This window comes from Flavobacterium enshiense (assembly GCF_022836875.1).
Taxonomy (GTDB): Bacteria; Bacteroidota; Bacteroidia; order Flavobacteriales; family Flavobacteriaceae; genus Flavobacterium; species Flavobacterium enshiense_A.
This window is the reverse complement of sequence record NZ_CP090376.1, coordinates 905635-918646: the sequence shown is the minus strand read 5'-3', so window position 1 is coordinate 918646 and position 13012 is coordinate 905635. Positions and strand designations below refer to the sequence as shown.

10 protein-coding genes are annotated in these 13012 nt (G+C 39.5%); 5 read left to right on the top strand and 5 right to left on the bottom strand.

Going from position 1 to position 13012, the window contains the following annotated elements; translation table 11 throughout:
* The first annotated feature begins 170 nt into the window (after window positions 1–170).
* The 3 genes from LZF87_RS04125 to thiL all read left to right on the top strand — a co-directional run bounded on the left by LZF87_RS04125 (window position 171) and on the right by thiL (window position 4508).
* A complete protein-coding gene (locus LZF87_RS04125) occupies window positions 171–1133 on the top strand; it encodes a YihY/virulence factor BrkB family protein (protein ID WP_244341982.1) in 963 nt (320 codons plus the stop codon).
* 404 nt (window positions 1134–1537) lie between these two features.
* Window positions 1538–3334, top strand: a complete 1797-nt coding sequence (gene lepA, locus LZF87_RS04120; RefSeq protein ID WP_244341981.1) for a translation elongation factor 4 — start codon at window positions 1538–1540, stop codon at window positions 3332–3334.
* A 121-nt stretch (window positions 3335–3455) separates the two neighbouring features.
* Window positions 3456–4508 carry a thiamine-phosphate kinase gene (thiL, locus tag LZF87_RS04115; protein WP_244341980.1) on the top strand — a complete coding sequence of 351 codons (1053 nt, stop codon included), beginning with the start codon at window positions 3456–3458 and terminating at the stop codon, window positions 4506–4508.
* Between the two features lie 51 nt (window positions 4509–4559).
* On the opposite strand, the gene LZF87_RS04110 is transcribed toward thiL, so the two are convergent.
* The gene (locus LZF87_RS04110; RefSeq protein WP_244341979.1) at window positions 4560–6101 is read right to left on the bottom strand and encodes a glycine--tRNA ligase; all 1542 of its coding nucleotides are present in this window, start codon (window positions 6099–6101) and stop codon (window positions 4560–4562) included.
* Between the two features lie 66 nt (window positions 6102–6167).
* Window positions 6168–6842, bottom strand: a complete 675-nt coding sequence (locus LZF87_RS04105) for a hypothetical protein (RefSeq protein WP_244341978.1) — start codon at window positions 6840–6842, stop codon at window positions 6168–6170.
* A gap of 63 nt (window positions 6843–6905) precedes the next feature.
* Between LZF87_RS04105 and LZF87_RS04100 the strand changes: the two genes are divergently transcribed.
* Complete coding sequence (locus tag LZF87_RS04100) at window positions 6906–7589, top strand: ComF family protein (protein ID WP_244341977.1); 684 nt, start codon at window positions 6906–6908, stop codon at window positions 7587–7589.
* 67 nt (window positions 7590–7656) lie between these two features.
* On the top strand, window positions 7657–9258 hold the full coding sequence (locus tag LZF87_RS04095) for an Ig-like domain-containing protein (RefSeq protein WP_244341976.1): 1602 nt from the start codon (window positions 7657–7659) through the stop codon (window positions 9256–9258).
* A gap of 94 nt (window positions 9259–9352) precedes the next feature.
* Here the strand turns inward: LZF87_RS04095 and LZF87_RS04090 are convergent, their stop codons facing one another.
* The 3 genes from LZF87_RS04090 to LZF87_RS04080 all read right to left on the bottom strand — a co-directional run bounded on the left by LZF87_RS04090 (window position 9353) and on the right by LZF87_RS04080 (window position 13002).
* Window positions 9353–10120 (bottom strand): amidohydrolase, encoded by a 768-nt coding sequence (locus tag LZF87_RS04090; RefSeq protein ID WP_244341975.1) that lies wholly within the window; start codon window positions 10118–10120, stop codon window positions 9353–9355.
* Window positions 10121–10204: 84 nt separating this feature from the next.
* Window positions 10205–10966, bottom strand: coding sequence for a succinate dehydrogenase/fumarate reductase iron-sulfur subunit (locus LZF87_RS04085; RefSeq protein ID WP_244341974.1), 762 nt, complete (start codon window positions 10964–10966; stop codon window positions 10205–10207).
* A gap of 26 nt (window positions 10967–10992) precedes the next feature.
* The gene (locus LZF87_RS04080; RefSeq protein WP_244341973.1) at window positions 10993–13002 is read right to left on the bottom strand and encodes a fumarate reductase/succinate dehydrogenase flavoprotein subunit; all 2010 of its coding nucleotides are present in this window, start codon (window positions 13000–13002) and stop codon (window positions 10993–10995) included.
* Between the last annotated feature and the right edge of the window lie 10 nt (window positions 13003–13012).

Genomic DNA, 13012 nt, shown 5'->3' with positions numbered 1-13012 from the left:
AATGAGTTCACGGCTTCGTTCGAGGATTTTCAGGAAGGACAACTTCGTTAGAAATATAATCAATGCTTATGACCGTATTTCGAAAAAATATAATCATAATTTCACAATAGAATTATTAAATTTAATAGTTTCTTTTGAACGTCACATTATAACTTTATTAAAAACGGGAAATGGAAAAGAGAATCACTATTGGCATTGTTTTCAGAATCCTGAAGGATACTTTTCAAAGTTTTATTGATGACCGCGCATTAAAACTTAGCGCATCTCTTTCCTATTATACCATTTTTTCGTTGGCTCCCCTTTTGCTATTAATAATTTCACTAACAGGAATTTTCTTTGGACGAGACGCTGTCCAAGGAGAGATTTTCAAAGAAATAAACGATCTAATAGGCAGTGAAGCCGCAGCCCAAATTCAGGATATTATCAAAAATATGGAACTCTCTGGAGAAACAAATGCAGCTATAGTTGTTAGCGGCATTATTTTACTCATCGGGGCGACCAGCGTTTTTGTAGAAATCCAGGATTCCATCAATATGATTTGGAAATTAAAAGCAAAACCAAAAAAAGGCTGGGTAAAATTAATCAAAGACAGGCTGCTTTCTTCTTCCCTAATTATCAGCCTTGGATTCTTACTCATTGTTTCATTACTGATAAATGGAGCTTTACTGGCATTAAGTGAATGGCTTAAAAATTATTTCCCGAGTGTAACTCTGGTTATTTTTCGGATTATCGATATATTGGTCAGTTTTGCAGTCATTACCACTCTTTTTGGCGTGATTTTCAAAGTACTTCCAGATGCAAAAATTTCTTGGAAAGATGTTAGATCCGGTGCATTTTTTACCGGATGCCTTTTTATGCTAGGCCGCTTTTTAATTGGTATTTATATCGATGTAGCAAGTACCGGCTCTGCTTATGGCGCTGCAGGTTCTTTAATCGTTATTCTAGTTTGGGTATATTATACCGCTGCTATTCTATATTTTGGCGCTGAATTCACAAAGATATACGCGGAATATATGGGCTTAAAAATTCAACCGTCAGATTATGCGGTCTATATTGAACAATACGAAAAGGAAAAAGAAGTAACAGTTTTGCCCAATACAGCAAAACCAGACAGCGAAGTAATCGAAAAGTGAAGCACTAGTCTTAATTCAATTTGTGAATTTTTCTTCAAAAACAAAAACGTTTTTTTTATGAATTCCTATTTTCAAAGGGTTCAAGACAAGTTTTACTGATTCTTACATTTTTTGAAATCACAAAATCTGAATTTAACGTAATTTGTTAACCTTCCCTTTTAAATCAAATCTTTAAGCTATATTTGCCGATTAATTCACTACCTTTATGAGTCGTGATGCGCGTTAGATTTGATATTAAGAGGAGGACAGCCAGTGGCTGTCAGGTAATTCAAAGACAACCATAGATTGCGTTAGGGATTGCAGCGGCATCCTTTTGTGGATCTCGTTTTTTACGAGAGGAACAAAAGATACAGCGGAAAGCCCGACCCTTGTGGGAACGCCCTAAATTAAGACAAAGAACGAAGATGAAGCATATTAGAAATTTCTGCATTATTGCACACATTGACCACGGAAAAAGTACGTTGGCCGACCGTTTGCTTGGTGCCACACAAACCGTTACGGCGCGTGAGGAAAAAGCACAATTGTTGGACAATATGGACTTGGAGCGTGAACGTGGGATTACCATTAAAAGTCACGCCATCCAGATGGAATACACCTATAAAGGCGAACAATATATCCTGAACCTGATTGACACTCCCGGACACGTGGATTTCTCGTATGAGGTTTCCCGTTCGATTGCTGCTTGTGAAGGCGCGCTTTTGATTGTGGATGCAGCACAGAGTATTCAGGCACAAACGATTTCGAATTTATACCTGGCTTTGGAAAATGACTTGGAAATTATTCCGGTATTGAACAAAGTGGATTTGCCAAGTGCGAATCCGGAGGAAGTGAGCGACGATATTATTGACTTGTTGGGCTGTAAATTAGAAGATATTATCCACGCTTCGGGGAAAACCGGATTTGGTGTGGAGAATATTTTAGCAGCGATTATCGAACGTATTCCGGCTCCGAAAGGCGATCCGAACGAACCGTTACAGGCGTTGATTTTTGACTCGGTGTACAATCCGTTCCGAGGTATTGAAGTTATTTTCCGAGTGAAAAACGGGGAAATCCGCAAAGGTCAGAAAATTAAGTTCATGGCAACAGGTAACGAATATTTTGCAGACGAAATCGGTACGCTGAAACTAAATCAAGTTCCGAAGCAGGTTATTTCTGCCGGAGATGTGGGGTACTTAATTTCCGGAATTAAAGAAGCGAAAGAAGTAAAAGTGGGTGATACGTTAACCGACGCAAAAACCCCTACAACCAATATGATTACCGGTTTCGAAGATGTGAAACCGATGGTATTTGCCGGAATTTATCCGGTGGACACCGAAGATTATGAAGACTTGCGTGCCTCGATGGAGAAACTGCAACTGAACGATGCCTCGTTGGTATTTACCGCGGAGAGTTCGGCGGCGTTAGGCTTTGGTTTCCGATGCGGATTCCTGGGAATGCTGCACATGGAAATTATCCAGGAGCGTTTGGAGCGTGAATTCGACATGACGGTAATCACAACGGTTCCCAACGTATCGTATTTGGCGTATACCAAAAAAGATCCAGAAACAGCACTTGTGGTTAACAACCCATCCGACTTACCGGAACCTTCAAAATTAGACCGTGTAGAAGAACCATATATTAAAGCTACGATTATCACCAAAGCGGATTTCGTGGGGAACGTAATGAGTTTGTGTATTGAAAAACGCGGACTGATTACCAACCAAACGTATCTGACTACGGAACGTGTGGAATTGAATTTCGATATGCCGTTGGCGGAAATCGTATTCGACTTCTACGACCGATTGAAAACGGTTTCCAAAGGATACGCTTCGTTTGACTATACGCCAATTGGCATGCGTACTTCGAAATTGGTAAAACTGGATGTGTTATTAAACGCACAGTCGGTGGATGCGCTTTCGGCGTTGATTCACGAAGACAATGCATATAATATCGGTAAAAAAATGTGTGAAAAACTGCGCGAACTGATCCCGAGACAACAGTTTGATATTCCAATTCAGGCTGCGATTGGTGCTAAAATCATCGCCAGAGAAACCATCAAAGCTTTACGTAAAGACGTTACCGCTAAATGTTACGGAGGAGATATTTCCCGTAAGCGTAAATTGTTGGAAAAACAGAAAAAAGGTAAAAAACGTATGCGTCAGGTTGGAAACGTAGAGATTCCACAAGAAGCGTTTATGGCCGTATTGAAATTGAACGATTAATTTTTCATTTAGATATTAGATAAAAGAAAATAGAATATAGAGAAGCCCGATTACCAAAGTAGTCGGGTTTTTTGTTTTTAAACTTTGTACCTTTGTCCCTCTGAAACTTAGTTCCTAAAAAATGATTGAAGATAAAAACCAACCACGAACCAATATTGCGCAATTAGGCGAATTCGGTTTGATAGACCACCTAACCAAACAGTTTGAAATCACCCAACCAACCACCATCAGGGGAATTGGCGACGATGCCGCTGTTTTAGATTTTAAAGACAAGAAAACCATTGTTTCCACGGATTTGTTAATCGAAGGTGTTCATTTCGATTTAGCTTACATGCCGTTAAAACATTTGGGCTATAAAGCGGTTGCGGCGAATGTTTCCGATATCTGCGCAATGAATGCGAAAGCAACGCAGATTACGGTTTCTATTGCGGTATCCAATCGTTTTCCGTTGGAAGCACTGGAAGAATTGTTTTCCGGAATTGCAATCGCTGCTAAAACTTACGAAGTGGATGTCATCGGTGGAGATACTACCTCTTCTCAAAAAGGATTAATTCTTTCCATTACTGCCATCGGAGAAGCCAATGAAGACGAGATCGTTTACCGAAGCGGTGCCGGTGCAACCGATTTACTGGTAGTTTCCGGTGATATAGGAGCTGCCTATATGGGATTGCAGGTTTTGGAACGCGAGAAACAGGTGTTTTTGGTGAATCCGAACAATCAGCCTGATTTAGACAATTACACTTATCTGATAGAACGTCAGTTAAAACCGGAAGCCCGTGTGGATGTACGTGAACTTTTGGAAAAACTGGAAATAAAACCAACTTCCATGATTGACATTTCCGACGGATTGTCTTCGGAGATTATGCATTTGTGTAAACAATCGGAAGTGGGTTGTAATTTATACGAAGACAAATTACCGCTCGACCCGCAATTCATTAATGTGTGTGAGGAATTCAACATCGACAGCACAACCGTTGCAATCAATGGCGGAGAAGATTACGAATTGCTGTTTACCATTAAAATGGAAGACTTTGACAAGATTAAAGGGAATCCGAATTTCTCCATCATCGGTCATATGACACAGCAAAGTGAAGGCATTCATTTGGTTACCCGTGCCAATACAAAAATTGAATTGAAAGCTAGAGGCTGGGATGCCATGAGCGAAGAAGAATAAAAAAAGGCTTTCCGATTGGAAAGCCTTTTTTTTTGATATCTAAAAGTATAATTACATCTTCATCAACCAGTTTCTCATGGAAACCTCGTTATTGATAATACCTCTTAATTCTTCAATTTTAACTCGGTCTTGTTGCATCGAATCTCTGTGACGAATCGTTACCGTCTGGTCTTCCAACGTTTGGTGATCCACCGTGATACAAAAAGGAGTTCCTAATGCATCCTGTCTTCTGTAACGACGACCTACCGCGTCTTTTTCGTCATAGGCTACGTTGAAATCCCATTTCAAATCTTCGATAATTTGTCTGGCCACTTCCGGTAAACCGTCTTTTTTCACCAATGGTAAAACGGCCGCTTTGGTTGGCGCCAATACGCTAGGCAAACGCAATACCGTCCTTGTGGAGCCGTCTTCCAAGGTTTCTTCTTTCAAAGAGTTAGAGAAAACTGCCAGGAACATTCTATCCAAACCAACAGAAGTTTCAACCACATAAGGGGTATAGTTTTGGTTTAATTCGGTATCGAAATACTGCATTTTTTTACCCGAATGTTGTTCGTGGGCTTTTAAGTCGAAATCGGTACGCGAATGAATTCCTTCCAATTCTTTGAATCCGAATGGGAAGTTAAATTCGATATCAGCCGCTGCATTAGCGTAGTGCGCTAATTTCTCATGATCGTGGAAACGGTAATTTTCTTTACCCAAACCAAGCGACAAATGCCATTTCAAACGCGTTTCTTTCCAGTACTCGTAATATTTCATTTCCTCTCCCGGACGAACAAAGAACTGCATTTCCATCTGTTCGAACTCACGCATACGGAAGATAAACTGACGCGCTACGATTTCGTTACGGAACGCTTTTCCGGTTTGAGCGATTCCGAACGGAACTTTCATACGACCGGTTTTTTGTACGTTCAGGAAGTTCACGAAAATACCTTGAGCCGTTTCCGGACGAAGGTATAAGTCCATTGCCGAATCAGCAGAAGCACCTAATTTTGTTCCGAACATCAAATTGAACTGACGTACTTCGGTCCAGTTTCTTGAACCTGTTTCCGGATCAGCAATTTCCAGTTCTTCTATTAACGCTTTCACGTCGGCCAGATTTTCTGTTTCCAGTGAACGGGCCATACGCTCCAAAATTTCTTTTTTCTTACCAAGATATTCCATCACACGCGCATTGGTGGTAATGAATTCCTGCTCGTTGAAAGCTTCTCCAAAACGGGTTCTTGCTTTCTCGATTTCTTTTTGTGCTTTCTGATTTAATTTTTCGGCGTAATCCTCAATTAAAACATCGGCACGGTATCTTTTTTTGGAATCTTTGTTGTCAATCAACGGATCGTTAAATGCATCCACGTGGCCGGAAGCTTTCCAGGTAGTTGGGTGCATGAAAATTGCAGAATCAATTCCCACGATATTTTCGTGCATCTGTACCATGGATTTCCACCAATAATCCCTGATGTTTTTCTTTAGTTCCACTCCGTTTTGAGCATAGTCATATACAGCGCTCAAACCATCGTAAATTTCGCTTGACTGGAAAATAAATCCATATTCTTTTGCATGCGAAACTACATTCTTAAATAAGTCTTCTTGTTTTGCCATAGTGACGCAAAAATATAAAAATAGGTCGGGAAAAAATAGCCGGAAAACTATCTTTTTGAAAGAATTTTAATTGACTCTGAAATTAGTGGTTCCAATAATTTGACCTTCGTGGATTAGATTGATTTTATAATCACCGACTATTAATTGGTATTGATAAAGATCTATAAATACACAGGCATCTGTGTTCAGCTTGTCGTAATAAATTTCTTTGACCAATTGAGTTCCGGATCCTCCTTTCAGTGTTAACAATCGATTTTTAGGATTGACTACCTGAATAAAAATTGTCTTGTTTCCAGGCCCGATATCCTTATTTTTCTCCAGAGTAAAACGGACGCGCACCTGATCGACTTTGGAAGACACGGTGGTTTCCACGGCATCATTTAAAACTATCCGAACGCCATGGGCATTTATGTTGACAGCAGACAACTTCTTTACGAGTTTTTTAGGTGTTGTTTTAACGACAGCTGGGTAATTTCCCTTAACAGAAACACCATCGTTTGTAGGCGATGCAGATACTTTAACCTGCGATGAATTATCCGCATATTTTTCATTCACGGAATCATAGCGCTTCAAAATTTCGGAAATCTGATTTTGATGGATTGATTTTTCCAAAGATATCTTATCTTTGAGCTCTTTATTTTTTAAGGAAAAATCGTACAGTTTAAAAGAAACCGTTATTAATCCTACTGCAAGAAACCCAACACCGAAAGTGGTCAAGAATAGTAATTTATTATGTGGCATTTTACAAAGTAATAATCGCGAATTTAACAATGCCTTAAATATTTGAATAAAAAAATCGATGAAATGATAAAAAACCTGATTAATCTCCTTTTTCCTGCGATTTGTAACGGATGTAACACCCTTTTGTTAACTAATGAAAGTGTTCTCTGTTCAAAATGCCGGCACGATTTACCGTTCACCAACCATTATCTGGCAAAAGACAATGAAACTTTTAAAAAATTCTATGGTAGGCTTCCGGTTTCGCATGCCTCTTCAGTTGTTTACTTTCACAAAAAAGGAATTGTACAACAACTCATCCACAACTTGAAATACAAAGGTGCGGAGGAAGTAGGAACATTATTTGGAATGCTTTATTACAGCAAACTGAAGGAAATCCATGCTTTCGAAAAATTTGACCTTGTAATTCCAGTTCCGTTGCACAAAAAGAAGCAGAATGAAAGAGGCTATAACCAGATTACCCAATTTGGCACAGCCTTAGCATCTGGGCTCGAAATTCCTTTCAACGAAAATTTACTGATCAGAAAATTATACTCGAAAACACAAACCAAAAAAAACCTGCTGGACAGAACCGAAATAAACCCCACCCTGTTCGAAGCAAAATTTTCAGAAAAAGACCATGGAAAACATTTTCTTTTAGTCGATGACGTAATTACGAGCGGTGCGACGTTGGAGGCCTGTGGGAAAGCCCTTTTAGAAATACCGAACGCCAAAGTAAGCATCATTACCATAGCCTTTGCACATTCATAATTTTACAGAAAACATTTCATTTCCTCTAAATATAATCGTTATTTTGTGCTGTTAAATGAAATTCAAGATGTTAAAATCAAAGATTATACTATTCGTCGTGTTCCTTTCCATTATAGCAACAAGTTGCGCTAAAAGAGGTACTATTACCGGTGGATCAAAGGACACTATCGCTCCCAAGATTGTAAGCAGCTTGCCAAAAAATTTCAGTACAAACTTTAAAGGGGATTTCATCAAGATAAACTTCGATGAGTTCATCAAAATAAAAGACATCAGCAAACAGCTGATTATTTCCCCGCCCATGAAAAATCCTCCGACAATAGTTCCGATGGGAAGCGCCAGTAAATTCATCACCATAAAAATACAGGACACTTTACAAGCCAATACGACCTACAGCTTTAACTTCGGACAAAGTATTACCGATAATAACGAGGGAAATCCCTATTCACAGTTTAAATATGTCTTTTCAACGGGAAGTTACATAGATTCACTAAAATTGGCCGGTACAATCAAGGATTCCTATTCCAAAAAACCGGACAACTTTGTAAACGTAATGCTTTATGAAGCCGAGACATACAACGATTCAACCGTTTACAAAAAACAACCGCGTTATGTAACCAATACGTTGGACAGCATCAAAGCCTTTGCGCTGGAAAACATCAAACCGGGGAAATACCGTCTTATAGCGCTAAAAGACAAGAATAACAATTATAAATTTGAACCACAAGAGGACAAAATCGGCTTTCTGAAACATGAAATAACAATTCCAACAGACACGTTGTACCAACTGGAATTATTCAAAGAAAAGTCGGTTTTTAAAGCATCAAAACCATCACAGGCCAGCAGCAACCGATTGCTGATGGGATTTGAAGGAAATCCGAAAAATACCAAGATAACCGTTAGGAAAGGCAGTGAAATAATCCCTTCCAAACTTACACGTTTTGCCGGGAAGGACTCATTACAGATTTGGATCCCAAAAATAAAAACCGATTCGGTTCATGTGGAAGTAACCAATGGTAATTACGCAAAAACTTTTACTTCGCGCATCAAAGAAATGAAGGCCGTCGACACCTTAAGCATTGAAACCAAACAAAAGGGCATTCTGCATTTCAGGGATATTTTTACGCTGACAACTGCTATACCCCTGTCCAAGGTCGATGCTTCTAAAATTTCAGTCACCAAAAAAGATTCAACCAAAGTTCCTTTTACTGCAGAATACAAAGAAATGGAAGAGGAAATCGCCCTCGATTTTAAGAAAGAAGAAAATCAGAAATACAATATCCGATTATTGCCGGGTGCTATAAAAGATTTTTATGATAAGGAGAATGACTCGTTAAAATTTTCCGTAATCACTAAGAATTTATCCGATTACGGCAATTTAAAGATCACTCTTCATAATGTGAAGCGATTCCCGATTATTCTGGAATTATTGGATGCCAAAGAAAAAGTGTTGGTTTCTGCTTATTCAGAAAAAGAAACCATTCTGAATTTCGATTCTTTAGAACCACAGAAGTACACCGTTCGCGTCATCTATGACGACAACAAGGACGGAGAATGGACAACGGGAAGTTTTCTTGAAAAACGTCAGGCAGAAGAAGTGGTTTATTATCCCACAGTAATTGACCTCCATGCCAATTGGATAATGGATGAAGATTTTGATTTAAAGCGATAAAAAACGTGAGTTAGTAAACTTTAAAATGCTTTATTTTTTTTACACACTTTATACAAATACAGAATAAGGGACACATTTGCATCAAAACAAACCTTTATTCTGTCAAAGTAAAGGAATCTCTGTCTCGTAAAAACCCTAACCTATTGCGGTTAGCCAGCATTAGTTCTTTATCCAATCGTACAGAATAGACCATTTCTTTTTCAGAAGGTTCAATCAAAAACGTTCCCAGATAATCAAGAATCTGAGAATGTCCCGGATAATTATTATCATTATCATCTTCACCAACGCGGTTTACCCCTACCACATAGCTCATGTTTTCAATGGCGCGCGCCTTAAGCAACGTATCCCAGGCACCTATCCTCGCCTGAGGCCAATTGGCAACATAAATCAGCAAATCATAATCGTCATTAATGCGAGAAAACACGGGAAAACGCAAATCATAACATATCAAAGGACAAATGCGCCATCCAAGATAATTGATGATTTTTTTTTCGATTCCTTTTTTATATATCTTATCTTCACCCGCAAAGGAGAACAAATGACGCTTGTCATAGTATTCCACTTCACCTGTCGGGAATACAAACAACAAACGGTTATAATAATTATCATCTTCCCGGATGATGACACTGCCGGTTAAGGCTATATTTCTGCTTGAGGCAGTCGATTTCATCCATTGCACAGTAGCACCATTCATATCCTCGGCCACTTCATGCGGATTCATAGTAAATCCAGAAGTAAACATTTCCGGTAAGACCACCAATAAAGTTTCTTCGGGGATATTCTGAATCTTGGCCGCAAAATAATTACGATTAGCTTCTGGGTTTTCCCAAAAAAGAGGTGCCTGTATGATAGAAATTTGCATAGCCGAACTTTTTGTTAAAAATAGTAAAAACAAAAAACGCATCCAACAATGCTGGATGCGTTTTTTAAAATTTATGAATAAAGTTTATTTCAAACTTGCTTTAAGGAACTCACGGTTCATACGAGCGATGTTTTCCAAAGAAATTCCTTTCGGACATTCGATTTCGCATGCACCAGTATTGGTACAGTTACCGAATCCTTCTTCGTCCATCTGACGTACCATGTTTAATACACGCTGAGTTGCTTCCACTTTTCCTTGCGGCAATAAAGCGAACTGAGACACTTTTGCCCCAACGAATAGCATAGCCGAACCATTTTTACATGTAGCTACACACGCTCCACAACCAATACAAGCTGCTGCTTCGAACGCTTTATCTGCATCGTGTTTCGGAACCGGAGTCGCATTCGCGTCAATTGTGTTTCCGGAAGTGTTTACCGAAACGAAACCTCCAGCCTGTTGGATTCTCTCGAAAGAAGTTCTGTCTACAACCAAATCCTTGATTACAGGGAAAGCTTTACTTCTCCATGGCTCAACGAAAATCGTATCTCCGTCATTGAACATACGCATGTGAAGCTGACAAGTTGTGATTCCTGTATCCGGTCCGTGAGCACGTCCGTTGATGTATAACGAACACATACCGCAAATTCCTTCACGACAGTCGTGATCGAAAGCTACCGGCTCGATTTGTTTGTTGATCAATTCTTCGTTCAATTGGTCTAACATTTCCAGGAATGAACTGTCTGTAGAAACGTTATCCAGTTTGTATGTTTCCATACTACCTTTGGCTTTAGCGTTTTTCTGACGCCAAATTTTAAGGTTTATATTGATGTTCTTTTTAGAAGCCATAATCTTTTCTTTTTGCTTTTCAACTATTATTTATAATTTCTAGCTGCAATTTTGATAAAATCGTATTTCAAATCTTCTTTGTGTAATACTTCTTTATTGATATCTGAACCTTGGTATTCCCATGCTCCAACAAATGAGAAGTTAACATCATCACGAAGAGTTTCTCCTTCTGAATCCTGATACTCCTCACGGAAGTGACCACCACAAGATTCTTTACGCTGTAAAGCATCCATAGCCATCAACTGACCCAATTCGATGAAGTCGGCAACGCGAAGTGCTTTTTCCAACTCAGGATTTAATTCATCGTTGCTTCCCGGAACGTAAACATTTTTGTAGAATTCTTCTTTTAAAGCAGCGATTTCAGAAATAGCTTCTGTCAGACCATTCTCGTTACGACCCATACCAACTTTATTCCACATGATGTTTCCTAAACGCTTGTGGAAGTGGTCTACAGACTTAGTTCCTTTATTGTTTATGAAACTGTTGATTTGATCTTTCACACGGTTTTCAGCTTCAACAAACTCTGGCAAATCTGTAGAAATTTTTCCTGTACGGATATCGTCTGCCAAATAGTTAGAAACCGTGTAAGGCAATACGAAATAACCATCAGCCAAACCTTGCATCAACGCAGAAGCTCCCAAACGGTTAGCTCCGTGATCAGAGAAGTTAGCTTCTCCTGCTACGAAACATCCAGGGATTGTAGACTGTAAGTTGTAATCAACCCAAACACCCCCCATAGTATAGTGAACAGCAGGGTAAATCTTCATCGGAGTCTCATACGGATTCTCGTCAGTGATTTTTTGGTACATTGTAAACAAGTTACCGTATTTCTCTTCTAACCATTGTTTACCTAAAGCAGTAATTTCTGCAGCAGATGGGTTGTGGTTCCCTTTTGCGTAAGCCGCCTGCTTACCTTTATTTTGAATTTCAGTAGAGAAATCTAAATATACACCTTCGTTAGTATCGTTAGCTTCGATTCCGAAACCAGCATCACAACGCTCCTTAGCAGCACGAGATGCAACGTCACGAGGAACAAGGTTACCAAATGCAGGGTATCTTCTCTCTAAGAAATAATCTCTGTCTCCTTCAGCAATTTGTACCGGTTTCAATTTTCCAGCACGGATTGCTTCAGCATCTTCTTTTTTCTTAGGAACCCAAATACGTCCGGAGTTACGCAATGACTCAGACATCAAAGTCAACTTAGACTGATTTGTTCCGTGAACCGGAATACATGTTGGGTGGATTTGTACGTAAGCTGGATTAGCGAACAAAGCTCCTTGTCTGTGGATTTTCCATGCAGCAGTAACATTTGACCCCATTGCGTTTGTAGAAAGGAAATATACGTTTCCGTATCCTCCTGTTGCAACAATCACAGCGTGAGCTGAATGTCTTTCGATTTCACCTGTAATAAGGTTACGAGCAATGATACCGCGGGCTTTTCCATCAACTTTTACCAATTCCAACATTTCGTGACGGTTGTACATTTCAACACGTCCTAATCCGATTTGACGGTTAAGTGCAGAATAAGCTCCAAGCAACAACTGTTGTCCTGTTTGCCCTGCAGCGTAGAATGTACGTTGAACCTGAGTACCACCGAAAGAACGGTTATCTAACATACCGCCGTATTCACGAGCGAACGGAACACCCTGAGCCACACACTGGTCAATGATGTTTCCGGAAACTTCAGCCAAACGGTGAACGTTTGCCTCACGTGCACGGTAGTCACCACCTTTGATTGTATCATAGAATAAACGATAAATAGAGTCACCGTCGTTTTGATAATTTTTAGCAGCATTGATACCCCCTTGAGCAGCAATAGAGTGCGCACGACGAGGAGAATCCTGATAACAAAACGCTTTTACGTTGTACCCCATTTCAGCAAATGAAGCTGCTGCAGAAGCACCTGCCAAACCAGTCCCTACAATAATGATATCGATTTTTGGTCTGTTGTTAGGTGCAACCAGTTTAAGGTTATTTTTATGATTAGTCCATTTCTCTGAAATGTGACCATCAGGTATTTTTGAATCTAACTTCATATATTTTGAT

Coding starts and splice junctions, on each gene's coding strand:
- LZF87_RS04125 (WP_244341982.1), top strand. CDS start 171: ATGGAAAAGAGAATCACTATTGGCATTGTTTTCAGAATCCTGAAGGAT.
- lepA (WP_244341981.1), top strand. CDS start 1,538: ATGAAGCATATTAGAAATTTCTGCATTATTGCACACATTGACCACGGA.
- thiL (WP_244341980.1), top strand. CDS start 3,456: ATGATTGAAGATAAAAACCAACCACGAACCAATATTGCGCAATTAGGC.
- LZF87_RS04110 (WP_244341979.1), bottom strand. CDS start 6,101: ATGGCAAAACAAGAAGACTTATTTAAGAATGTAGTTTCGCATGCAAAA.
- LZF87_RS04105 (WP_244341978.1), bottom strand. CDS start 6,842: ATGCCACATAATAAATTACTATTCTTGACCACTTTCGGTGTTGGGTTT.
- LZF87_RS04100 (WP_244341977.1), top strand. CDS start 6,906: ATGATAAAAAACCTGATTAATCTCCTTTTTCCTGCGATTTGTAACGGA.
- LZF87_RS04095 (WP_244341976.1), top strand. CDS start 7,657: ATGTTAAAATCAAAGATTATACTATTCGTCGTGTTCCTTTCCATTATA.
- LZF87_RS04090 (WP_244341975.1), bottom strand. CDS start 10,120: ATGCAAATTTCTATCATACAGGCACCTCTTTTTTGGGAAAACCCAGAA.
- LZF87_RS04085 (WP_244341974.1), bottom strand. CDS start 10,966: ATGGCTTCTAAAAAGAACATCAATATAAACCTTAAAATTTGGCGTCAG.
- LZF87_RS04080 (WP_244341973.1), bottom strand. CDS start 13,002: ATGAAGTTAGATTCAAAAATACCTGATGGTCACATTTCAGAGAAATGG.